At 32.5% G+C, this 25,010-nt stretch carries 20 protein-coding genes, 1 tRNA gene and 1 pseudogene; 9 read left to right on the forward strand and 13 right to left on the reverse strand.

Going from position 1 to position 25,010, the window contains the following annotated elements; translation table 11 throughout:
- Together AB8B90_RS04195 and pdxA are read right to left on the reverse strand one after the other, a co-directional pair.
- Nucleotides 1–187 (reverse strand): annotated as a pseudogene (locus AB8B90_RS04195) (DUF177 domain-containing protein); the annotation flags it as partial.
- Nucleotides 188–259: 72 nt separating this feature from the next.
- Entirely contained in the window at nucleotides 260–1,306 is a 1,047-nt protein-coding gene (pdxA, locus tag AB8B90_RS04200) for a 4-hydroxythreonine-4-phosphate dehydrogenase PdxA (protein WP_405333958.1), read from the reverse strand.
- A gap of 117 nt (nucleotides 1,307–1,423) precedes the next feature.
- Here pdxA and AB8B90_RS04205 point away from each other — a divergent pair, with 117 nt between their 5' ends.
- Nucleotides 1,424–2,020: a riboflavin synthase gene (locus AB8B90_RS04205; RefSeq protein WP_405333961.1), complete on the forward strand. Its 597-nt coding sequence runs from the start codon at nucleotides 1,424–1,426 to the stop codon at nucleotides 2,018–2,020.
- On the opposite strand, the gene AB8B90_RS04210 is transcribed toward AB8B90_RS04205, so the two are convergent.
- From AB8B90_RS04210 to mce, 6 genes are all read right to left on the reverse strand, one after another.
- The gene (locus AB8B90_RS04210) at nucleotides 2,017–2,220 is read right to left on the reverse strand and encodes a hypothetical protein (RefSeq protein ID WP_405333964.1); all 204 of its coding nucleotides are present in this window, start codon (nucleotides 2,218–2,220) and stop codon (nucleotides 2,017–2,019) included. The two genes, AB8B90_RS04205 and AB8B90_RS04210, sit on opposite strands and share 4 nt — an antisense overlap.
- 285 nt (nucleotides 2,221–2,505) lie before the next feature.
- Nucleotides 2,506–3,255: a LytR/AlgR family response regulator transcription factor gene (locus AB8B90_RS04215; protein ID WP_405333967.1), complete on the reverse strand. Its 750-nt coding sequence runs from the start codon at nucleotides 3,253–3,255 to the stop codon at nucleotides 2,506–2,508.
- A gap of 2 nt (nucleotides 3,256–3,257) precedes the next feature.
- Complete coding sequence (locus AB8B90_RS04220; protein WP_405333970.1) at nucleotides 3,258–6,221, reverse strand: two-component regulator propeller domain-containing protein; 2,964 nt, start codon at nucleotides 6,219–6,221, stop codon at nucleotides 3,258–3,260.
- Between the two features lie 199 nt (nucleotides 6,222–6,420).
- On the reverse strand, nucleotides 6,421–7,143 hold the full coding sequence (locus AB8B90_RS04225; protein ID WP_405333971.1) for a hypothetical protein: 723 nt from the start codon (nucleotides 7,141–7,143) through the stop codon (nucleotides 6,421–6,423).
- Nucleotides 7,144–7,309: 166 nt separating this feature from the next.
- Nucleotides 7,310–7,383: transfer RNA gene (locus AB8B90_RS04230), tRNA-Ile, on the reverse strand.
- Nucleotides 7,384–7,429: 46 nt separating this feature from the next.
- Nucleotides 7,430–7,834, reverse strand: a complete 405-nt coding sequence (gene mce / locus AB8B90_RS04235; protein WP_405333973.1) for a methylmalonyl-CoA epimerase — start codon at nucleotides 7,832–7,834, stop codon at nucleotides 7,430–7,432.
- A 122-nt stretch (nucleotides 7,835–7,956) separates the two neighbouring features.
- Between mce and rbfA the strand changes: the two genes are divergently transcribed.
- Complete coding sequence (gene rbfA, locus AB8B90_RS04240; RefSeq protein WP_405333975.1) at nucleotides 7,957–8,355, forward strand: 30S ribosome-binding factor RbfA; 399 nt, start codon at nucleotides 7,957–7,959, stop codon at nucleotides 8,353–8,355.
- A gap of 22 nt (nucleotides 8,356–8,377) precedes the next feature.
- Nucleotides 8,378–9,583, forward strand: coding sequence for an ABC transporter permease (locus tag AB8B90_RS04245; RefSeq protein WP_405333977.1), 1,206 nt, complete (start codon nucleotides 8,378–8,380; stop codon nucleotides 9,581–9,583).
- A gap of 103 nt (nucleotides 9,584–9,686) precedes the next feature.
- Here AB8B90_RS04245 and dusB read toward each other — a convergent pair whose 3' ends face one another.
- Complete coding sequence (gene dusB / locus AB8B90_RS04250; RefSeq protein ID WP_405334080.1) at nucleotides 9,687–10,682, reverse strand: tRNA dihydrouridine synthase DusB; 996 nt, start codon at nucleotides 10,680–10,682, stop codon at nucleotides 9,687–9,689.
- An 81-nt stretch (nucleotides 10,683–10,763) separates the two neighbouring features.
- On the opposite strand from dusB, the gene AB8B90_RS04255 reads away from it, so the two are divergent.
- From AB8B90_RS04255 to AB8B90_RS04265, 3 genes are read left to right on the forward strand one after another with little or no spacing between them, the layout of a single operon-like run.
- A complete protein-coding gene (locus AB8B90_RS04255; RefSeq protein WP_405333979.1) occupies nucleotides 10,764–11,507 on the forward strand; it encodes a prolipoprotein diacylglyceryl transferase in 744 nt (247 codons plus the stop codon).
- A complete protein-coding gene (locus tag AB8B90_RS04260) occupies nucleotides 11,497–12,891 on the forward strand; it encodes a radical SAM protein (RefSeq protein ID WP_405333982.1) in 1,395 nt (464 codons plus the stop codon). The genes AB8B90_RS04255 and AB8B90_RS04260 overlap by 11 nt, the downstream gene beginning before the upstream one ends.
- Nucleotides 12,888–13,094: a hypothetical protein gene (locus AB8B90_RS04265; protein ID WP_405333984.1), complete on the forward strand. Its 207-nt coding sequence runs from the start codon at nucleotides 12,888–12,890 to the stop codon at nucleotides 13,092–13,094. The genes AB8B90_RS04260 and AB8B90_RS04265 overlap by 4 nt, the downstream gene beginning before the upstream one ends.
- Here AB8B90_RS04265 and AB8B90_RS04270 read toward each other — a convergent pair.
- Both AB8B90_RS04270 and AB8B90_RS04275 read right to left on the reverse strand, forming a co-directional pair.
- A complete protein-coding gene (locus tag AB8B90_RS04270) occupies nucleotides 13,078–13,467 on the reverse strand; it encodes a DUF4345 domain-containing protein (protein WP_405333987.1) in 390 nt (129 codons plus the stop codon). The genes AB8B90_RS04265 and AB8B90_RS04270 overlap by 17 nt on opposite strands.
- Nucleotides 13,468–13,479: 12 nt before the next feature.
- On the reverse strand, nucleotides 13,480–14,709 hold the full coding sequence (locus AB8B90_RS04275) for a M28 family peptidase (protein ID WP_405333989.1): 1,230 nt from the start codon (nucleotides 14,707–14,709) through the stop codon (nucleotides 13,480–13,482).
- Nucleotides 14,710–14,882: 173 nt separating this feature from the next.
- On the opposite strand from AB8B90_RS04275, the gene AB8B90_RS04280 reads away from it, so the two are divergent.
- Entirely contained in the window at nucleotides 14,883–15,995 is a 1,113-nt protein-coding gene (locus AB8B90_RS04280) for a TolB family protein (RefSeq protein WP_405333991.1), read from the forward strand.
- A gap of 170 nt (nucleotides 15,996–16,165) precedes the next feature.
- Here AB8B90_RS04280 and AB8B90_RS04285 read toward each other — a convergent pair whose 3' ends face one another.
- Nucleotides 16,166–18,586 carry a TonB-dependent receptor domain-containing protein gene (locus AB8B90_RS04285; RefSeq protein WP_405333993.1) on the reverse strand — a complete coding sequence of 807 codons (2,421 nt, stop codon included), beginning with the start codon at nucleotides 18,584–18,586 and terminating at the stop codon, nucleotides 16,166–16,168.
- Between the two features lie 152 nt (nucleotides 18,587–18,738).
- Here AB8B90_RS04285 and lepA point away from each other — a divergent pair, with 152 nt between their 5' ends.
- Nucleotides 18,739–20,535, forward strand: coding sequence for a translation elongation factor 4 (lepA, locus tag AB8B90_RS04290; RefSeq protein ID WP_405333995.1), 1,797 nt, complete (start codon nucleotides 18,739–18,741; stop codon nucleotides 20,533–20,535).
- A gap of 3 nt (nucleotides 20,536–20,538) precedes the next feature.
- Here lepA and AB8B90_RS04295 read toward each other — a convergent pair whose 3' ends face one another.
- On the reverse strand, nucleotides 20,539–22,392 hold the full coding sequence (locus AB8B90_RS04295) for a cation:proton antiporter (RefSeq protein WP_405333997.1): 1,854 nt from the start codon (nucleotides 22,390–22,392) through the stop codon (nucleotides 20,539–20,541).
- Nucleotides 22,393–22,652: 260 nt separating this feature from the next.
- Between AB8B90_RS04295 and AB8B90_RS04300 the strand changes: the two genes are divergently transcribed.
- Entirely contained in the window at nucleotides 22,653–24,881 is a 2,229-nt protein-coding gene (locus AB8B90_RS04300) for a SulP family inorganic anion transporter (RefSeq protein ID WP_405333999.1), read from the forward strand.
- Nucleotides 24,882–25,010 lie beyond the last annotated feature (129 nt).

Genomic DNA, 25,010 nt, shown 5'->3' on the forward strand with positions numbered 1-25,010 from the left:
AAACTTGAAAATGTAATTCTAACAAGGTTGATTTTTTTTCAAAAGTCAACTCTGTTTTTACATCAACATCATTAAAATCATCATACTCAAAATGCTCAAAGAACGTTTTATCAATCTGATAATCAAAATGGTGCTTTCCAATTTTCAGACCAACATAAGGTATGGTATAGTCTTTTAGAGGCTTCATCATCGCATTCATTTTGAGCCTGCAAATATATACATTTTTATTAAATTCAGACGTGTTATAAACAAAAAATGTTTATATCTTTTTTGGTCTCGATTTTAAAGGGTTTTCAGATATCTTTTGAAATTCGTTTCTATTCTTAAAAATTTGAATTGCAGTAAACACCGCTTCTTTAAATGAACCGTTGTCTGCCTCGCCTTTTCCTGCTATTTCGAAAGCCGTTCCGTGATCAGGAGACGTTCGGACTCTATTGAGTCCAGCGGTATAATTAACCCCGTTTCCAAAAGCAATCGTTTTAAAAGGAATTAGGCCTTGATCATGGTATGCTGCAATAATAGCATCAAAATTTTTGTAATTTCCTGAACCAAAAAAACTGTCGGCAGAATATGGACCGTAGACAAGTTTCTTATTGTTTCTAATTTTTTCGAGGGTAGGCTTTAATACATTCTCGTCTTCATTGCCAATTACACCATTGTCTCCAGCGTGAGGATTAATCCCTAATACAGCAATTTTAGGTTTATTAATTCTAAAATCTTTAACTAAAGACATGTACACGGTTTCTACTTTTTCTTGAATACGTTCAGCAGTAATATGGTCAGGAACATCTTTTACTGGAACATGATCAGTTAACAGTCCTACTTTAAGATTTTCAGTAACCATAAACATCAAGCTTTTACCTCCTAATTTTTCAGCAAGATAATTAGTGTGACCAGGGAATTTAAAACTATCTGATTGGATATTATGTTTATGAATTGGTGCCGTAACCAACACATCAATGGCTTCGCTTTTTAGAGCTGCTGTTGCTTTTTCAAGAGACTTAACTGAATACTCACCTATAGCAACACTCTCTTCTCCAAAATTAATTGTTACATTTTCTTTCCAAACATTAAGAACATTAACTTTTCCATCAACGATTTGGTCTGTATGATTAATTCCGTGAAAATTAATGCCGCTTTTAAAATGTTTTTTGAAAAAAGACATCGTTTTTATTGAAGCAAAAATAACTGGAGTACAAAACTCTAGAATTCTATTGTCTTCAAAGGTTTTTATAATGATTTCTGAACCTATACCGTTCAGGTCTCCTATTGAAATTCCTACTTTTATTTTACTTTCTTTTTTCATATATATGTTCACTTAATTTAGCAAATTATCTTAACTAAATTTTATATGACGTTTTAATTAAATACTATCTTTTGTGCGTATTTTTGTAAATACAAATTTAACCATTTAATTGAGATTATGTTTACAGGTATTATTGAAGATTTAGGGACAGTTATTAAATTAGAGCACGAGCAAGAAAACCTTCATTTAACCATGCGTTCTGAAATTACTAATGAATTAAAAATCGATCAAAGTGTTTCTCATAATGGTATCTGCTTAACTGTTGTTGATCTTAAAGACAACACCTATACTGTAACTGCAATTAAAGAAACTTTAGATAAAACAAACCTTGGTAATTTAAAAATTGGAGAGCGTGTAAATATTGAACGTGCAATGAAATTAGGAGATCGACTTGATGGACATATTGTTCAGGGGCATGTTGATCAAACAGCTATTTGTAAATCTGTTGAAGATATTAATGGTAGTTGGGTATTTACATTTGAATACGATACATCATTAAACAATATTACAATTGAAAAAGGATCGATTACTGTAAATGGTGTGAGTTTGACCGTTGTGAATTCTAGAACAAATGAATTTAGTGTTGCAATAATACCTTACACTTACGAACACACAAATTTTAATAGATTTTCAAAAGGAACTATCGTAAACTTGGAGTTTGATGTTGTTGGAAAGTATATAAAAAGACTATACAATATTAGTAATGCTTCTTAGCGTCTTGAAAATTTAAATCGCTTTACTACACCATAAATAATTGCAATCACGAATAAGACAGGTAAAAAATCATCAATAGGTAAACCTGGTGGTGGTGGTGGTACAGGTGGTGGTGGAGTCCCATCAGTCTGGCCATTAGACACAAAACTTATTAATACAAATAAGATTGAGGCAATATATTTCCTGTTTTGTATTTTCATTAGGCGGTAAAAGTATAAAAAAAACTGTGTTGACAAAATAAAATTTGCAAACTCCTCTCTAAAAAACAGAAAACACCGATAAAATGTAATTTTGTTTCTTAAAACCGTTAAAATTTTCTTAATGTCAAATATATGGTTTTTTGACAAAATTAAAAGTAATTCAACATGTTTTTAGTATTAATAGCTTGTTTTATTAGGTTTTACAGTCGATAAATATAAGATATTATTCGTTATTTGGTTTTTTAAAATTTGATTTAGTCATTTATTAAAGTAAGAAAATCCTTTCTATTTATGCATTTGGTCTAGCACTTCAATAACTTCTGATTTTTTTCTCACTGATACCGGAACGCTTTTCCCGTTTTTAAGCATTAAATAACCTCCATCAGTTTTAATAAATGCGCTTATGTATTGCAAATTAACCAAGTGACTTTGGTGAACTCTAAGAAATCCGTAGGGTTTTAATAAATCTGCAAAATATTTTAAAGTTTTAGTCACAAATACTTTTTTATCATTTTTAAGATGAAACATGGTGTTATTGCTATCTGATTCACAACGAATAATATCATCTAAATTGACAATAATAATTTTATCAAGTGTGTGAAGCGATATTTTATCTGGTTTTTTTTCAGGGGAATTTAAAGTCTGTTTTAGTATGTCTAGTCGTTCTTTACTAGGTTGTATGTGTTGTTTGGCTCTTTCAATTGCTTTAGATAGTTCTTCGGCCGTATAGGGTTTTAAAACGTAATCTATTGCTGCAAACTTAAATGCTTTAATTGCATACTCATCACTGGCTGTAACAAATATAATTTTCGATTTTAGGTTTGGAAAAATCTCAAGGATATCAAATCCAGTACCATCTCCCAGCATAATATCCAAAAACAAAATATCTGGTTCATTGTTGCGAAGCGTTTTCGCTGCATCAACAACGCTTTTTGCTGTATCTAAAATTTTTATTTCGGGATGTTGTCTTTCAATGTCGCTTTTTAAAAGCTCCATTGCATCTTTTAAATCTTCTACTATAATTGCTGTTAACATACTTAATAATCTGTTTCAAGAGGAATAATAAAAATAATTGTTGTGCCTTCAATGGTTCCGTCTTTTTGTTTAATTTCTCTAACTTCTAAAGCGCCTTTTCCTGATATGGACTCTAAACGTTCTCGCGTCACTTTTAACGCCATAGATTGATGATCTGTTTTGGGTTTTTGTTGTTGAGATTTGTAAATCCCAATTCCATTATCTTCAATGGTCACTTTCAATGTGTCTTCAGTTGTATCAAACTGAATTTTAAGCTTTCCTTTTCTTGGGCCTTTTAGAATACCATGTCTAATTGCATTTTCAATAAATGGTTGAATTAGCATTGGCGGAATAAGTATTTCTTCGGTGTCTAAATCTGTATTTAACGTTATGACATATTCAAAAGGTTCTTCAGCCATTAAACGTTCAACTTCTATATAATGTTTTATGGTTTTAATTTCTTGGTCTAAACTTATTTTATCTTTTCTGGAGTTTACTAATGTTTCTCTCAAAAGTATTGCGAAACTATTTACAGTATCATTCATTTTCTCTGGCTTTTTTGGAGCCATTGCTTTGATTCCATTAAGGACATTAAAAATAAAATGTGGATTCATTTGCAAACGCAAAGCTTTTTGTTCTAGAGTAAGCAAATGGTTTTCTAGCTGTAAGCGTTCTTTTTCTATGATGCTTTTATGTTTCAATCGTTTTATATATTGAACAATTATTAATAAAACGATTAAAGTAACAATTCCTATTAATAACCATTGAAACCAAACTTTTTTTAATAACGGTTTTTCAATATAAAATGAAAATTTCAAAGGCTCACTATTTACCCATCTGTAGTTTCTAGATTGCGCAACAAATTGGTGAGAACCATAATTGAGTTCTGAAAAATCTTGAGAACTGTTAGTTGTCCATGGGCTCCAATCACTTTCGTTTAACTTATAGCGATATTCAATTCCGTTTGGGTGATCTACATCAACGCTTTTAAAAGCGAAGCTAACTTGTCTTTGAGTTGGATTTAACTTCAACACTTTGTTGGAATTACTCCAAACCGATAAATTAATTGTGTCTATACTTTTGTATGCTACTTTTACGTCTTCAAAAAAGAGTTTTGGTTTTTTTAAGTTAGTGTTTAAATCTGTTGGTTGATACTCTGTTAAACCATTTATAGCACCAAACCACAAATGTCCATTAGGATCTTTATCAACTGCATTTAAGCATGTTTCAATGCCTAAAAAACCATCGTTTCTTCCAAAGAAAAAGACATCGTTCATATCTATATCTTTGGTTAATTCTACTTTATCGACCCCTTTTTCAGAACCAACCCAAAGATAGCCTTGGTTGTCAAAAATAAGCTGATAGACATTCTCAGAAGTCAAAGCTTTTGTGCCTTTTAGTTTTTTAAACACAGAGTGATTTTTATCTTTAGACCACCAAACACCATTACCAGCAGTTCCTAAAAAAATAGTGTTGTTTTGAATTAATACTGAATTTATAGAGATGTGTTGGTCTAATACCAATCCTAAATGTGTGATTTGATCTCCTTTCAAATACCCTAAATGGCCATTTTTAGTGACATACCAGATACGGTTTTGGTTATCCTTTACCATATCTTTTATAAAGATATCTTCTATACCATTAAGTCTAGAATATGTTTTATAAATAATCAATTTATCTTCAATTAGGTTGTAGTTAAATTTTACAATTCCACTAGAATAAGTTGCTGCCCATACAGTATCATTTTCAGCGTGTAACGATCTAATCCAATCAAAGGGAAAACCGTTGTTAGTACTAAATGTTTTAGTAATTATTCGCTCTACAGGAATCTTACGTTTTAGGTTTTTTAAAGTATCAATAACTATAGAATCAGATATGACTTTGCCTTTAAATAGCAGACCTTTTCCATCAGATCCTGCCCAAATATTTCCGTTTTCATCACTTGTAATCGTTTTTATTTTAACGTTTGAAAACGTTTCTGGCAATTCTACATCTTGAATTCCTAACGGATCAATTCGCATTAAACCAGCTTCAGCATTTGAAAACCATAATTCATTTTTGGTATGATGAACAGCATAAATACGGTTTCCATTCAAACCTGTTTCGGTATTATAATGCTTAAAGTTATTCTGAAAATATTTATAGAGTCCACCACCTGAAGTTCCTATCCAAATATTGCCTTGCTGATCTGAGAGAACATCCCTCACATCTGAAGTTGAAAGTCCGTTAGTGCTTTTAATTTTAAACAATAATTCGTGGTTATCTGTATCAATAACAGAAACGCCTTCATTATCTGTTGCCACCCAAAGTTGATTGCTGTTTTGAATAGAAATATTATTTATTCTTAAAGGTTCTCTAATTAAATCAGCGTCTTCGAAATTTTGATTTTTAATTACTAAAACACCATTGTTGAAGGTTGCAGCGAAAATCTTAGATCCTAAAATTGTTAAGCCAATGTATTCGCTATAATCAAGCTGTTGTGGTGTTTCTGCTTTTGCGTCAAGTGAACTTAATTTCCAAAGTCCGTTATTTGTGGCCAACCAAAAATGTGTTCCATCATAAACCAAATCATTGATCTTGCTACTATCTATTTTTGTTTGGAATTGTATTTTTTCGACAGAAACTTCGTCCTTCAGCTTATAAAGTCCAGCATTCGTTAATAAATAAATCGTTTGATTAAATTTTAATATCTCATTGACTTGGGGAATATCTATGTTATAAAAATCATCTTTTATTTTAATTGAAACCCCTTTTTTAGTCCCTAAATATAGTTTTTCGTTAGAAGCTTTTATGGCTTGTATGTAATTAGATGCTAATCCATTTGTTTTATTGAATACCTTAAAATCATTTCCATCAAAACGTGCCAAACCACCACCTTGAGTCCCTAACCATAAATAGCCTTTAGTATCTAATGTCATTGCATATACTTGAGATTGTGGTAAGCCGTCTTCTAAGGTATATGCTCTGAGCTGTTTGTTTTGAGACAACAAATTACTACTAAACAGTAAACAACAAATTATGAGATGATATGATAAAAAGTCTTTCAATATAGTATTAGTATCTATGTGCAACTTACAATTTTGAACGCATTTTAACGTCTTGAAGTATATACATTTTTAATATGAATAAAAAAGCGCTACGCTCAATAAAGATACGTAGCGCTAAAAACATCAACTACAACATTAATTAATTATCTTCTTCGTTGCATAAAACATAGGATAGGCCTGAGTATATTGGTTTCGAACTTGTATCAGCAACCAAAGTGTTTGTTTTTTGAAGTTCATTATTTTTAAAAACTATGTAAGATGAGTTATCAATGGCATCACCTAGTGTAATCACATCTCTATTAAATTTGCTCTCTTTTTGGTTCATTAACGAAATCTCTTCATGATTTAATCGTTCAGACTTAAATACAAGTTTATCAATTTGTTTTCCATTTTTAATTGCTCTGACTTGAAATTGCTTGTTGCCTTTAAAATCAAATCCTGCTTCACCAAATACAAATTTTATTTCTGGATTTGTTTGGCTTATCATGGTCTTTTGAGAAATCATTCCGCCGAAAATCCATCCAACTTGTGGACCCATTTTTATTTTATACCATCTACTTGTTACACCGTTAATTGTTTGTGGTGTACTGCTTTTTGCTAACAATCTTACATTGGTTCCAATATTGATTGTGGTTAGCTGTTCGCAATGCACAGAAGCACAATCTCTTAACGCAACATCATCTCCTAGTAAATATTTTGAGGCTTTAGTTGCTGAATTTGTATAGACTTCAAATTCTACTTCTTTAGTTTGTGAAAATACATCTGATGCAATTAATAATACTGCAGCAATTAACAGGCTTTGTACTATTCTTTTTGATGTAGATAATGTTTTTTGTTCTTGGTTGTTCTTTAAAGTTTTCATAATGATTTGTTTTATGGGTTTATACTTGTTTGATTCAAATATATACTGACTTTAAAGTGAATTTGTGGTGCCTCTAGAATTCGTAGAAGATGGTTTAGAATTCGTAGAGATTTAAGTTTAGAAATAAAAAAGCCTCACATCTCTGTAAGGCTTCTATCTTATTAAGTGGTCCCACTTGGGCTCGAACCAAGGACCACCTGATTATGAGTCAGGTGCTCTAACCAACTGAGCTATGGGACCAATAAGGCTGCAATATTACTACATATTTTCAAAGACTGCAAGAAATTTATTCCTTAATATCTTGACACAATTCAATGAGGACGCCATTTGTAGCTTTAGGATGTAAAAAAGCAATCAACTTATTGTCTGCGCCTTTCTTGGGTTTTTCATGAATCATTTTAAAACCCTCTCCTTTTAAACGTTCTATTTCTGCAAGAATATCTTTAACCGCAAAGGCGATATGATGAATTCCCTCTCCTTTTTTTTCTATAAACTTTGCAATTGGACTATTATCATCTGTGGCTTGTAACAATTCGATTTTATTTGGACCTACTTTAAAAAAAGACGTCAAAACACCTTCGCTTTCAACACGTTCTGTCTTATAGTGTTTTTTATCAAATAGCTTTCCAAATAAATCATTAGAATTTTCAATGTCTTTTACTGCAATTCCTATATGCTCAATTTTTTTCATTTTAAGTATTTAAGTTTTCTTTTGTACCGAATTCTAATTCTAAGGTATGAATTTTGCTATCAAAAATAAGATAATACTTAAATATCCTCTACTTTTGCAGAGGACTACGTATAATAGTAACTATGGAGGAATTAACTCAAAGACAAAAAAAAATTGGAGGGCTTTTACAAAAAGACCTTGCTGATATATTACAAAAAGCAGCTACAGATGGAGGATTACGAGGTGTAATCATATCTGTAAGCAAAGTAAATGTTACTACAGATTTATCTGTAGCTAAAGTATACCTTAGTGTTTTTCCTAATAATAAAGGTAAAGAGCTTATTGAAGGTATTCGTTCAAACACACCTTTAATTCGTCATGAAATGGCACAGCGTACCAAAAACCAATTACGACGCATGCCTAATCTTGAGTTTTTTATTGATGACTCTCTTGAATACATTGATGGAATAGAAAAATCTCTCAAAGGCGAAAATGATCCAATAAAAGATGAAGACCTTTTAGGAAGACGAAAAAAATCTTAATTATGAATTTTCTCGTATAGAAATGAATGTCTCATTATACATCGCTAAACGTTACTTGTTTTCAAAAAGCAGTAATAATGCTATAAATATAATGACCATTATTGCCGCTTCAGGAACCATAATTGCATCTGCAGCTTTATTTATTGTACTTTCTGGCTTTGCCGGATTGAAAGATTTTAGTCTTAAATTTTCTTCTTTCGTTGATCCAGACCTAAAAGTGCTTCCTGTTCAAGGGAAAACATTTCTATTAAGTAAAGAACAATTAGAGGCATTTAATACCATAGATGGCATAGCGTCTTACTCAAAAGTTATAGAAGAACGCGCTATTGTTCAATTTGATCAAAAACAACAAATTATTACTCTAAAAGGTGTTGATGCTAATTACAAAAAAGTAACATCTATCGATTCATTGATTATTTATGGTCGTTGGCTTGAGGATGGAACTTCCCAAATTGTTTCAGGTGGAGGTGTATCAAACGCATTGTCTTTTGGTGTTTTAGACATTACAAAAAGTCTAACCATCTCTGTTCCTAAACCTGGTAAAGGACAAATAACCTCTGTTAAAAGTGCATTCAATACCATAAAAGTATCTAATATTGGTGTGTTTAATATCAACGAAACATTAAACTACGAATACATTTATGCAGATATAGAGATTGTAAAACAACTCTTAAATTACAACAATAACCAATTATCTGCTTTAGAATTTAAGCTAAAACCAAATGCAGACGAAAATGACGTAAAGCAGAGTCTTCAAAATATCTTAGGAAATAGCATACAAATTAAAAACAAAACACAACTTAATGATGCGCTTTATAAGATGCTAAATACCGAAAACGTGGCTGTGTATCTCATATTCACTTTAGTTATCATTATCGCTTTATTTAATGTAATTGGCGCCTTAATTATGATGATATTAGACAAGAAAGAATCGTTACATACCTTGTTTAACTTAGGCGCTACTACAAAAGAAATCAGACAGATTTTCTTTCTTCAGGGAAGTTTAATGACCATTCTTGGTGGAATTATCGGGCTCACTTTAGGATTTATTATTGTGTTTTTACAACAGCAATTTTCGTTAGTAATGATTATCCCTTCAGAGCCATATCCTGTGGTAATTCAAGCCATAAACTTTATAATAGTACTTGTCACAATCACTGTTCTCGGACTTATAGCCGCTAAATTAGCGTCTCAACGCATCACTAAAAACTTGGTGAAATCAAATTAGAATTACTTGGGCAAGTTGCTCGCGCAAACAGGCTTTCGCAACTCGCTTCCCGAATTTCTTCGGGAGAGCTCAAACACATTGCTCTATCCTTCTTGCAATGTGATTAAAGTGTAAATTGATGTCCAGAAAACCTATCTAACACCTCATCAAAAGCGGCAAAGACATCTTTTGAATCATCACTCGTTACCATTTTCATTCGATATTCTTTGAAATTTGGGATACCTTTAAAGTAGTTAGTATAATGTCGCCTAGTTTCAAAAACACCTAGCTTTTCGCCTTTCCAATCTATTGACATTTGTAAATGACGTCTAGCAGCTTCAACGCGTTCTTCTAATGAAATAGGCGCTAAATGTTCACCTGTATTAAAAAAGTGTTTTACTTGCTTAAAAAACCATGGATTACCAATAGAAGCACGACCAATCATACAGCCATCTAATCCATATTTGTCTCGCATTTCTGCTGCACGTTCAGGCGTGTTTACATCACCATTTCCAAAGACAGGTATATGCATTCTCCGATTATTTTTCACTGCAGCGATTGGTTTCCACTCAGCATCTCCTTTATACATTTGAGCACGTGTTCTTCCGTGTATTGCAATTGATTTTATACCTACATCTTGAAGTCTCTCAGCAACCTCAACAATTTTAATAGAGTCATGATCCCAACCCAAACGGGTTTTAACAGTTACTGGTAAGTTCGTGCGTTTCACCATTTCAGCCGTTAGCTTTTCCATCAAACAAACATCTTTCAGGATTCCAGCTCCTGCGCCTTTACTCACCACTTTTTTTACTGGGCAACCAAAATTAATATCAATAATATCTGGCTTAGATCGCTCAACAATATCTATGGTTTGTAACATGCTGTCCATATTAGCACCAAAAATTTGAATGCCAACAGGACGTTCTTTTTCATAAATATCAAGCTTCATAACACTTTTAGCCGCGTTACGAATCAAACCTTCACTAGAAACAAATTCTGTATACACAACATCTGCTCCTTGCTCTTTGCACAAAGCGCGAAACGGCGGATCACTTACGTCTTCCATTGGAGCTAAAAGCAGTGGAAAATCTGATAATTCTATGTCTCCTATTTTAACCAAACCTGTTTTATTTGGCACAAAATTACAGTTTTTTGGGTAATTGTGTATCTTCAACATCGTTTAACTAAATGTAATCTATAATTGAACATTCCTTTTGAACCAGAACTTTTTGGTATTACTCTTAATATTCATTTAATATTAGAGTATGCTGCATTCTTTATTGCATTTAGATATTATATAATCTTAAGGCGCAAAACAAAAGATCATATCTCCTCAAATAACCGACTATCGATTATTTTAGGCGCTACTCTTGGAGCTTTAATTGGTTCAAGATTAATTGGGATTCTTGAAAACCCAATGGTAGATTTTTCTAATGAAAATATCATTCAGTTATTGAACATTAAAACCATTATGGGCGGATTGTTTGGCGGACTTTTAGGTGTCGAATTAGCGAAAAAAATGATTGGTGAAACGTCGTCTTCTGGAGATTTATTTGTGTTTCCAATCATACTCGGCATTTTTATTGGTCGCATTGGTTGTTTTCTTTCCGGTGTTAAAGAATTCACTTATGGAAAAGAAACGTCTTCTTTTTTAGGAATAGATTTAGGAGATGGATTGCTTCGACATCCTACATCATTTTACGAGTTGCTTTTTTTAATAATTCTATTCTTTCTGTTAAAATACATTCAGAATAATAAGATTTTTAAAAATGGGGAACTCTTCAAATTATTCATGATAAGTTACTTCGGGTTTCGCTTCTTTATAGAGTTCCTAAAACCAAACATCTTTTATGTTTTTGGGTTAAGTACAATCCAACTATTATGTGTAATTTGTTGGTTGTATTATTCCAAATTCATCATTCAGAAATTAAAATATGCCAGTTAGAAAATATACGTATTACGATTTCACCTTAAGCCTTTGTCCAGAATGTTTAAGACGTGTAGATGCAAAAATTGTTTTTGAAAATGATAATGTATATATGCTAAAACGCTGTAAAGATCATGGTAGTAGTAAAGTCTTAATTGCTGATGACATTGAATATTATAAAAACATTAGAAACTATAATAAACCAAGTGAAACACCTTATACATTTAACACCAAAACACATTATGGTTGTCCGTATGATTGTGGTTTGTGTCCTGATCATGAGCAACATTCTTGTTTAACTGTTGTTGAGGTTACAGATCGCTGTAACTTAACATGTCCGACATGTTATGCTGGCTCTTCTCCTACCTACGGAAGGCATCGCAGTCTCGAAGAGGTTAAAGCCATGTTAGATACGATTGTCAAGAATGAAAAAGAACCAGATGTGGTTCAAATTTCAGGTGGAGAACCAACCATTCATCCTGAGTTTTGGGACATCTTAGACTATGCTAAATCTTTACCGATTCGGCATTTAATGTTAAACACTAATGGAATCAAGATTGCTAAGGACTTTGCTTTCGCAGAGCGTTTAAAAACTTACGCTCCAGATTTTGAAATTTATCTTCAGTTCGATTCCTTTGAAAATACAGTTTTACAAGAATTACGTGGTGCTGATTTGAATGACATTCGTAAACAAGCTTTAGATCATTTGAACACATTAAACTTATCTACAACCTTGGTAGTGACGCTTCAAAAAGGATTGAATGATGGTGAAATAGGAAAAATTATAGACTATGCTTTGCAACAAAAATGTGTTAGAGGTGTGACGTTTCAGCCAACGCAAATTGCTGGTCGACTTGAAAATTTTAATCCAGAAACAGATCGTATGACCATTACAGAAGTCCGCAGAAAAATCATGGAACAAACCGATATTTTTAATTCAGACGACTTGTTACCTGTGCCTTGTAATCCTGATGCTTTGGTTATGGGTTATGCTTTAAAATTAGATGGAGAAATATTTCCGTTGACACGATATATCAATCCGAATGATTTACTAGATAATAGTAAGAACACCATTATTTATGAGCAAGATGAGCAGTTGCACGGAAAGATGATTGAACTGTTTAGTACAGGAAATTCCGTCGAAAAGGCTGAAGAAAATTTAAAGTCAATCATGTGTTGCTTGCCAAATATTGATGCTCCAGAATTGGGATATGATAATTTATTCCGTATTATTATAATGCAATTCATTGATGCTTATAACTTTGATGTAAGAGCAATAAAAAAATCGTGTGTTCATATTGTTGATAAGGACAATAAAATTATTCCTTTTGAAACCATGAACTTATTTTATCGCGATGATAAAAAAGAACGATTAGAAGAACTTAGAAACGAAATATTATGATGCTACTAAGTCCAAACATGAATTTTGATGGATTAATACTCTTAATTTTACTAGTAATGTTTGGTCCAGCGATTCTACTTGCCATCATTGGCGCATTTGCTTTTAAGAAACACAAAAAAGCTGCAAAAGTATTATTTATAATCGCTGTGGTTTATGTCATTATTAGCTTAGGAATCTGTGGAGCACTTATGGCTGGTTTTTAAATCTACTGTACACCCAAACTCCATAACATCCTAGAAATAGTTCAGCAAACATTCCGAAGATATAACCAGATGTCGGCGCTCCATCTAATAAGAAACTTAAGATTCTTCCAAAACCTAAGCCCAACATGAAAATGATATTAGTAATAATTGCTACTTTTAAGTAATTCGATTTAAAAACACCTAAAACCCAAAGTGTAGAAAAACCCAAATACAGCCCCATTATGGCTTTGTAAAAATTATGTTCATCATTTGTTTTTGGAAATAAATCAAATTGGAAATCTGGATAAAACGCGTAAACAAAAGCAACAGGAACAACAATAATCACTGAAATAATCAGATGAATTTTTTGAATGAAATCTGTCTTTGTTTTCAATGAAAATTGAGTCTAAAATTCTATCTCTGCTTCTACTTCGTCTTCGCCTCGTTTTACAGTAACCTTTGTCTTGTCACCATTGTCAAAAGTAGACAGAGCTCTCATGTAACTCATCATATCTGACACTAAACTGTCGCCCAATTTAATAACAATGTCACCTTTTTCAAGTCCTGCTTTTTGGGCTGGCTTATCTTCACTAATACCATCAATTCGCATGCCTTTACCATCGTATAAATAATCAGGAATTACACCTAAACCAACTTTAAATCGTGGAACATCTTCACTTTCGTTTTTCGTTTTTCTGAATGGTAATTTTCCATTATCATCCAGATCGGAAATGATATCAAAAATATAAGTTGAAATGGTTTCCATGCCTTCATAATTCAACTTCTCGGTGTCATCTCCAGGTTTATGGTAATCTTCATGTTGTCCTGTAAAAAAATGTAGCACAGGAATATCACTATTATAAAAGGATGTATGATCACTTGGGCCAACACCAGATTCATTTTCAATGATTTTAAACTTTGAATTATTTGCTTTTACGACTTGCTTTAAAATTGGAGAAGTTCCGACGCCATAAACCGCTAAGGTACTGTCTTGTTTTAAACGACCAACCATATCCATGTTCAACATGTAATTGGCTTTCGTTAAATCTATTGTCGCATTTTTTGTGAAATAATTAGACCCAAGTAATCCCATTTCTTCTCCAGAAAATGCCATAAACAAATAATTGTTTCCCGTGTTTTTTTCTTTCAATTTCATGGCTAAGCTCAATAATACTGCAACGCCACTGGCATTATCATCTGCGCCATTATGAATTTCTTGAGATTCGCCTCTAAATAAAGAACCTTCTGCGCCATAACCTAAATGATCATAATGAGCCCCAATGATGATTGTGTTTTCTGCTTTATTATCTAAAAAACCAATCACGTTTGTTCCTGTGATAGTACTGTCTCCATTTTTAACTGTGTAATTGACTTCTTGGTGTGGATCTGTTTTAGGTTTGAAAGAAAATGTTTGAAAAAACCCTTGTGCACCTTTAGCTTCAAGTCCAAGGTTTTCAAAACGTGATGCAATATAATCAGCGGCAGCTTTTTCACCTTCAGTACCTGTTTGCCTACCTTCAAGTTTATCATCTGCCAAGAAAACGACATCATCTTTAATTGTTACTAATTCAACTTTCGTTTCAGTCTTACATCCAACTAATACAATCAAAAAAAGGATAAATAATATGTTTTTCATCTTATGAAGTCTTAATTTTGTGCAAATTTAGTTAATAAACAAATGAAATGAACTTAAAATAATTTCATTATTAATATTCTTATTAGAAAATGATGAAATTTTTAAAGTGAATTCCTGAATGTGAAGGAATTTTCAGTTTATTCATTTTCAGAAAACTATAAAATTTTAAACAGATGAAATACGCATACTTTGTCATTTTGATATTCGCTTTTTTAGGTTGCAAAAACGACACTAAAACAAATTCTAAAACAGAAGACGCTGAAATCGAAATCGTCGAAACTTCAAAAGACACTTTAATTTATCCAGGTGAAAAACATTTTAAATCTATTCGCCAAGTCACTTTTGGTGGTGACAATGCTGAAGCTTATTGGAGCTTTGATGATAAGCAATTAGTGTTTCAGTCTAACAATAAAGGGTGGAATGTAGGTTGCGATCAAATGTTTTTAATGAATGCAAATGAAACATTTACGGATAGTATTGCGCCTCCAATGTTAAGTACTGGAAAAGGACGTACGACTTGTGCTTATTTTCTTCCAGATAACAAGCATATTATTTATGCCTCTACGCATTTAAAACAAAATGAATGTCCTGAAACACCATTGCGAAAAAATGGAAAATACATCTGGCCAATCTATGATAGCTATGATATTTTTGTGGCAGATTTAGAAGGAAATATTGTGAAGCAATTAACAAACGAAGTTGGTTATGATGCAGAGCCAACCGTATCACCTAAAGGTGATAGAATTGTATTCACCTCTACAAGGAGTGGTGATTTAGAGTTGTACACTATGAATATTGATGGTAGTGGTGTCAAACAAATAACAAACGAATTGGGTTACGATGGAGGTGCTTTCTTTTCTCCTGACGGAACAAAACTAATTTTCCGTTCCTCTAGACCTAAAACAGAACAAGAGATAAAAGAATACAAAGATTTACTTGCTGAAGGCTTAGTAGAGCCAACTGAAATGGAATTGTACATTTGTAACGCAGATGGAAGTGACTTGCGTCAGCTAACCGATTTAGGTAACGCAAATTGGAGTCCGTTTTTTCATCCTTCAGGTAACAAAGTGTTATTCTCTTCAAACTTTGAAGCCGAACGTGGATTTCCTTTTAATTTGTATTTAATTGATCTTGACGGAAAGAATTTAGAGCGTGTGACACATGGCGAAACATTTGATGCATTTCCTGTATTTTCAAACGACGGAAAATACTTAGCGTTTTCTTCAAATAGAAATAATGGTGGTGGACGTGATACAAATTTGTTTATTGCAGAATGGCGCGATTAGCGTTGTTCTGAAATAATTAATTACAGATACGAATTTATTTATTTTAGAATGGAAAGACTGAGATTCTTCGTTTCACTCTGAATGACAATGTCTTTTCGAGCTTGCCGAGAAATCTCAAAACATTTTACTAAAACTCTTTCATTTTAGTCGAAATAACATATGGATGTGTTTTATTTCTCTTTCTTTTCTAAACGATCACGTTCTTCAGAATCTATAGCGCGAGCATTACTGTTTAGTTTAGTATTTCCGAATTTATAACGGAAACCTAGTCTCACATAACGATTATCGATATCTACTGACTGTGTACTGAATTGATTTTGGTATCTAACGTTAGAATCAATGTCTTGCATGTTAAACAAATCACTAACAGAAAGCGAAACCACTCCTTTTTTATTAAAAACTGTTTTTGATATTGCTAAATCTGAAAACAATCGATCTTCAACAATTTGAAAGCCTTGTAAATTTTTACCAACCCAAGTCAGCGCAAAACTTATATTCAAGCTATTGTCTTTTAATAGTGTAAAATCGTTTTGTAATTCAGAATAATTAGACCATTGATCTTGTTTCACAAAACCTTGTCCGAAATTAGTTTCTTCTTCAAAATTATAAAAAGATGTTACTGCATAAATAGACCAACGGTCTGTGACATCAAAATTAGTGATGAAGTCAAAACCAAATTCAACTGTTTTATCAAAATTAACAGAAATATATTCAATGACATTGGTGTTATTATCTTGTCTTGGAATTTCAGAAATAGCACCATCGTAATTTTTGTAATATGCTTCAAAGGTGAAATAATCTGTAATATTAGCTCCAACAACAAAATGGTCTGTAAAAGTTGGTATTAAAAACGGGTTTCCAGATACTACATAATTATCATTCAAGAAAAAACGAAATGGATTTAAAGACGCGTAGCTCGGTCTTCCAATACTGCGTTTATAATTTGAATACACATTATAGTCGTCTGATATATTGTGCTGCAAACTTGCGTTAGGGAACCACTCTAAATAGTCTTGTGTGTTTTCAATATTTGTTAATGGAGATCGTCCTTCAATATTAGTTTGTTCCATTCGTAGACCAACATTTAAACTCCATTTTTCACTGCTTAAATCGTAATTAGCATAAGCAGCATAAATTTGTTCATCATAATTAAATGCATCAGAATTTTGTGCATCAATCGTTTCATTTCCGGTATTAACATCTGCGTCAAACTGTGTGATATCGCTTTCAGTGTTCGTGCTAGAAAATTTAATTCCTGTTTCAAAATTTGACGAATCATTTAATGGCAAACTATAATCAATTTTTCCAGCAAAAATATTAGTGTCTTGATTATTATTCGTATTAAAAGCTGTTGCATTTGTAAACGTATCGTTCATGTCAAAAAAATCACTCTTGACGCCTTGAGCTCTATCGTAATTATAAGTTGTGTAATGTCCGTTTACAGCTAAGTTTCCTTTGTTGAAATTGTGTGTAAAATCTATATCAAACGCAAGGTTGTGCTTTGTGTCACGTGATAGATTATCTGCTGTAAAACGAGAAGAGAAATCTCCATTTACATCACGAATGACTGTATTGTTATCAATACTATATTTAAAATATGGCAAATACAACACATTAGAGGAGAGACTAAGAGTGCTTTTATCATCAATAAAGTAATCAAAGTTTGTATTAAGGTTGTGCGTTTCAGACCATGTGTTTCTATTGATCATTGAGTGCCAACTTTGGTCAATTACATTATTGTTGGCTGTATTCAAGAAATTAACGGTATCATCATTATCTCGATTAATTTTGTCTTTAGAGTAACTATAATTAACGTTTAAGCTAATATTTTCGTTTTTAAAAAAATGACTTGTTCCTGCAGTATATCTTGGAAAAACAGCTTGAGTATAATTGGTAAAAACACTACCTCTATAGCCCGTAACGAGATTTTTACTCATCACAATATTGATTACTACACCACTTTCAGCATCATATCTAGCTGAAGGATTTGTAATCACCTCAACAGATTTTATAGCGTTTGCGGAAGAACCCGTTAGCAACTGATTTAAATCTTCAGATGACAAATTAACTTTTCTATTGTTGATATAAATTGTTGGATTAGAATTTTTAACAGTAATATCATCTCCAATAACCAAAACACCTGGTGTACTCTTTAATACTTGGAGCATGTTACCTTCTACTAAAGCAGTTTTTTCAATATTAAAAACCAATCGGTCAGCTTCACGTTTAATAGTTGGCTTTTTAGCTATAATACTAATCTCGTCTAATTGCTCAGAATCTTCTTCAAGTAAAATAGTTTGTAAATCTAATGTTCCTGTTAATACGATTTTTTGTGTGAACTCTGTATACCCTATGTAACTCACTTTTATGACGTAGGTTCTAGCTTGTAAATTATTTAAAACAAAGACACCTGTGTCGTTGGTTGATGTTCCTTTTAAAATCTCAGATTCATCTTCATTTAATAAAATTACATTCGCAAATTCTATTGGATTATTTTCGGTATCAATTATAGTTCCAGAAACAAAAAAATCCTGACCATAACTCAATAAAGAGCACAGCAAAAAAAACATAAAAATACGAGGGGATTTCAATTTAATTAGGGTTTTAAAATGCAATATAGCATTTGTTTTTAAATCCTATTTACGGATTTTCCACACTTCTTAGGGTTTTTGTAAACATTTATCCCGTTTTATGCGTAATAAATCAATTATATTTGCAGCATCTTTTAAAGGAGATTTGATTTATGAAGCACATTAGAAACTTTTGCATTATTGCACATATTGATCACGGAAAAAGTACGTTAGCAGATCGTTTGCTTGATTATACAGGTGCCGTAACTGCTCGTGAAAAGCAAGACCAACTTTTGGACAGTATGGATTTGGAACGCGAACGTGGTATTACAATCAAATCGCATGCAATTCAAATGGAATACACTTTTGAAGGTCAAGAATACGTGCTTAATTTAATAGACACTCCTGGTCATGTTGATTTCTCTTATGAAGTATCGCGATCAATCGCAGCTTGTGAAGGTGCTTTGTTAATTGTAGATGCGGCTCAAAGCATCCAAGCGCAAACCATTTCTAATTTATATCTCGCTTTAGAAAATGATTTAGAAATTATACCTGTGCTAAATAAAATAGATTTACCTAGTGCTAATCCAGAAGAAGTTACCGATGATATAGTTGATCTATTGGGTTGTGATCCAGAAGAAGTGATTCACGCAAGTGGAAAAACTGGTTTTGGTGTTGACAATATTTTACAAGCAATTATTGAACGTGTTCCTGCACCAAAAGGTGATCCTGAAGCACCATTACAGGCCTTGATTTTTGATTCAGTTTACAACACATTTCGAGGAATTGAAACCTATTTTAGAGTTTTTAATGGTGAAATTAAAAAAGGGCAAAAAATTAAATTTGTTGCTACAGGTAAAGAATATTTTGCTGATGAGGTTGGCACACTTAAATTGAATCAAGTTGCAAAGAAAAGTGTAAAAGCTGGTGACGTAGGTTATTTAATAACAGGAATTAAAACCGCTAAAGAGGTTAAGGTTGGAGATACAATTACAGATTTTGCTAATCCAACAACCAATATTGTTGAAGGTTTCGAAGATGTAAAACCGATGGTATTTGCCGGTATTTATCCTGTTGACACTGAAGATTATGAAGAACTCCGTAACTCTATGGAAAAGCTTCAACTTAACGATGCGTCTTTAGTATTTCAGCCTGAAAGTTCAGCCGCATTAGGTTTTGGATTCCGTTGTGGTTTCTTAGGAATGCTACATATGGAAATCATACAAGAGCGTCTAGAACGTGAGTTTGATATGACTGTTATCACAACGGTTCCGAATGTATCTTATCACGCTTACACTAATAAAAACCCTGATGAGGCATTTATTATAAATAACCCTTCAGATTTACCTGAACCAACAACAGTCAATCGTGTTGAGGAGCCTTTTATTAAAGCAACCATAATTACCAAAGCAGATTTTGTAGGTAATGTTATGTCACTTTGTATAGAGAAACGAGGCATGATTATGAATCAAACTTATTTAACACCAGAGCGTGTTGAATTAACTTTTGAAATGCCACTTGCAGAAATTGTATTTGATTTTTACGATCGTTTAAAGACAGTTTCGAAAGGTTACGCTTCTTTTGATTACTCGCCAATCGGAATGAAAACCTCAAAACTTGTTCGATTAGATATTTTATTGAACGCACAAACCGTAGATGCACTTTCGGCTTTGATTCACGCAGATAACGCACATAATATTGGTAAGAAAATGTGTGAAAAGCTTAAAGAACTCATCCCTAGACAGCAATTTGATATTCCAATTCAAGCTGCAATTGGAGCAAAAATAATTTCACGCGAGACTGTTAAAGCACTTCGTAAAGATGTGACGGCAAAATGTTATGGTGGTGATATTTCACGTAAACGTAAACTTCTTGAAAAGCAGAAAAAGGGTAAAAAACGTATGCGTCAAGTAGGAAATGTAGAAATTCCTCAACAAGCGTTTATGGCTGTTTTAAAATTGAATGATTAATTTTTATTGTTCTATTTCTACTTCTTCAATGTCAAAAGGTTTGCCTAGATAAACTAATTTAAAGTTTTCTCCTATATTATCAATTTTGGTATTATATGACGAAATAATATGAAGTTCAGACTCATTATCTTTCAGAAACAAAGGAATCATATCCATGTCGCTGTTTGTAATTTGAATTAAATTATCATAATGTTTTTTGTCATGGATTTCAATTTCTTGAACAGATGGAAATTTACGCGTCACTTCGGCTAAGCGACTATAATCATCTGTATGTGAAAATAGCCCTTCCTTTGGATTGTTTTCTGGATTATTCATTTCATCAGTTGTTACCAATCTAAATGAGCCATTCTCGCCAAACTGTTTGCTAAATTTGTTAATAGCATATTTATTAATATCAGAATTTCCCGTCATTGCCATTAAATATCCGACGTCATTCAACTCGATATTATCACTCAATGTTTCTGAGTAAATATTAGTGCTTAATGCTTCAAGTCCTAGTTCTTTAGCTTTATCTATATTACTTTGATTGCTATCTATAAGTACCACATGCCTTCCGTTAGACTCTAAATAGTGACCTAATAAACGAGACACTTTTGATGCTCCAACAATTAAAATACCATCTGACTTTGTTAGAAAAACACCTATAAGTTTTGCAAATAAACGTGCTGTAGTCGCATTTAATAATACAGTTCCCAGAACAATCATAAAAACCAAAGGCGTAATATATTCAGCACCTTCAACTCCATTCTTAATAAGCTTGCTTCCAAATAATGATGCGATACCAGCAGCAACGATACCACGAGGACCAACCCAACTTATAAATAGCTTTTCATTGAGTTTTAATTTTGACCCTGATGTACTTAAGAAAACGGCTAAAGGTCGAATAACAAAAACAACAATAGCAAAAAGAGCAGCTGTTTTCCATGTATATAAAAGTTCTAAATCTTCAATATTAATATTTGCAGCTAGCAAAATAAAAAGGATGGAAATCAATAACACACTAAGTGATTCTTTGAAATATAAAAGTTCTTTAAGGTTTTGAAGTTTACCATTTCCAAGCACCATTCCCATAACAACAACAGCTAAAAGACCTGATTCATGAGCGAATACCTCAGATTCTACAAACACAAGTAAAACCGTAGATAAGGATACAACGTTTAACAAGTAATGTGGAATAAGTTTTTTATTGATTGCAAACGCCAAGGCATGAGCAAATGTGAAACCAAATGTGGTTCCGAAGAGAATAATCTTCCCGAATTCCATCAAAGCAGTTTTTGTAAATCCACTATCACCTTCGACGCTTATAAATTCAAACACTAAAACTGCAACTAAAGCTCCAATAGGATCAATTAAAATACCTTCCCATTTTAAAACTGCTGAAACATCTTTTTTTAATGGAATATTCCTCAAAATAGGTGTAATTACAGTTGGTCCAGTAACAATGATTAATCCTGCAAATAGGAACGATAAATCCCAGCCTAAATTAAAAATAAAATGTGCGACAATTCCAGCACCAAAAAAGGTTACAGCAGAACCCAAGGTAATGAGCTTTGAAATGACTGGCCCTACATTTTTTATTTCAGAACGCTTAAGAGTAAGTCCTCCTTCAAAAAGGATAATACTAATTGCTAACGACACAAAATAATATAATCCGTCTCCAGGAAACAAGCCTATTTTTTTCTCATCATTCCAAATCGGCTCAATCCATTTCGTACCATCTTCAGATAAAAACTCTGCTGCAATAGGACCCACTAAAAGGCCAATTAAAATCAACGGAAGAATTGCTGGTATTTTAAACTTCCAGGCTACCCATTGTGCTAATATTCCTAAGATAATAATTCCAGCTAACTCTATCATATAATACAATTTTAAAAGCTAAAGATAAATCAATTTTAAGAACTTAAAAAACAACAAAAACGCACTAAGACATTTAATACTTTAGTAAGGGTGAAAAAAATACTAACTTACCCTCGAAATAGATTTAAACAACACTTGACAAAAATAAATTTTCATACTATTGGTGTTGGAGCTGCATTTTCTCCAAACCTAAAAACAAATATTTACGAAGCTTCGAGGTTGGTGTTATTATTCAAATCTAAACACATATAGTTAAATAAATGGAAATTATACCAAAAAAAGGTTTTAAGGGTTTAATTGAAAATTGGCAAAGTGATTTAATTGCAGCTGTGAGTGTTTCACTTATTGCTTTGCCTCTTTCATTAGGAATTGCTTTAGCAGCTGGTGCGCCAGCTATGTCGGGTATTATTTCAGCAATTGTTGGTGGTGTTGTAACAACTATTTATCGAGGTGGTCATATATCAGTCAACGGACCTGCTAAAGGGGTTATTGCGGTTATACTTTTAGGTATTGCATTGATGGATGATGGTTCGGGGCAAGCTTTTAATTATGTATTGGCAGCAGTGGTTGTTTCTGGTGCAATTCAAGTGCTATTAGGATTATTGAAATTAGGTCGATTAGCGGATATATTCCATTCTTCTGTGATTCATGGTATTTTGGCAGCTATAGGAATTATTATCTTTGCAAAACAAATCCATGTCGCCTTAGGCACGCATTCAGATAGTCCCAGCATTATACAAAACCTTATTGATGCGATATTACATTTACCTCAAGCCAACCCATTTGTAGTGATTATTGCTGTAGTAGGCCTGCTTTTATTATTGTTTCATTCTAAAATTAGTAGCCGGTTTTTCCATATTTTACCCACACCAATGTGGGTTATTGCGCTTTCTATTCCGTTTGTTTATGCATTCAATTTCTTTGACCAACATACGCTTTCATTCTTTGGAAAAGCATACGAGGTAGGGCCTCATCTTCTATTGGATATTCCAGATAATATTATGGATTCAATAATGCATCCAAATTTTGGTAAAATTAATACCATTGAATTCTGGACAACCGTTATATCCATTTTAATCATTACAAGTATTGAATCATTAGCCATCGCGAAAGCTGTTGACAAAATTGACCCTTATAAACGAAAGACAGATTTGAATAAAGACTTAACGGGAATTGGATTGAGTACGATTGCCGCTGGTATGATTGGAGGTTTACCTATTATTGCAGTAATTATACGAAGTACAGTCAATATTCATAATGGTGCTAAGACAAAGTGGTCCAATTTGTATCAAGGACTTTTATTGTTAATTTTCATTGTAGTTTTGAGTCCAATAATGCGACAAGTGCCACTTTGTGCTTTTGCAATTTTGTTGGTATATACTGGGTTTAAATTAGCTTCACCTGCAGTCTTTAAACAAATTTATAATCAAGGAATTGAGCAATTAATATTTTTTATAGTCACCATGGTTTTAACACTTTACACTAACTTATTAATTGGATTAATTGGTGGTTTATTCTTGGCCATGATTAGTCATATGCTATTAGCAAAAGTGTCTGTGTCTCAATTTTTTAAAATGATTTACCGTTCAGGTTCAAATTTAGTTGAAAAACCTGATGGTAGTTACGACTTAAAAATTAAAGGAATTGCCAACTTTTTAGGCATCTTAAAAATCGATAAAATGGTGGCACAGATTCCTTCTGGTGTAAATGTTAATATTGATTTATCTGAAACTAGATTGGTAGGTATTACTTACATGGATTATATAGTAGATTATCTAAAGATGCAAAAAAACACAGGAGGTGAAGTCATAATTAAAGGACTGGAATCCCATGTTTCGTCATCTACCTACAATAGAGCTTTAAAAATTGCTTTAAATAATCAAGTTGTTAAATTATCATCCAGACAAATTCGATTACAAAATTTAGCCAATGAAAATGATTATCAATACTCGAATCAAGTTGATTGGAACACTATATATCTGAAGAAATTTAACTTTTTTGAAATAAGGCCTATCGAGCGTAAATCAAATTGTCTCAAAGGAACATTTAAAGGTTTAGATATGCCTTGGGAAATCACAGATGTAACGTTTAGTGAAGGCGCAGCTTTTACAGCCGAGACGTTTAACATGACTTTAATGGTCTTAAAATTGAATAAAAAAATACCTGTATTCACAATGGAAAAAGAAGGTGTGTTTGAAAAAATTTTTGACCGAGTGATGTCCCATACAGGCTATAAAGATATTGATTTTGAAAAGTATCCAGATTTTTCCAAAAAATTTCTGATTATGGGAAATAATGAAACCAAAATTAGATCATTTTTTACAAATGAAATTATTAGCTTTTTCGAAAGTCATCAAATTTATCATCTAGAAAGTAACGGTGAGGCACTAGTTGTTTTTGATAAAATCAAATTAGCGAGGACAGATGAAACGATAGCATTTATAGATTATTGTAAAGAATTAGCCGCGATCATAGATACAATAGATTAGGAATATAGAAATGAAATACAAAATTAAAAAACCATGCCTAACCACGTGTATAATTAATTTTCTGTTAAAGTGAATAAGTAGGCAAACCTAATAAATTCCGTGTTTTTATCAAACAACGCTTAACTAGTA

The organism is Psychroserpens sp. (assembly GCF_045105015.1).
In the GTDB taxonomy this organism is placed as follows: Bacteria; Bacteroidota; Bacteroidia; order Flavobacteriales; family Flavobacteriaceae; genus Psychroserpens.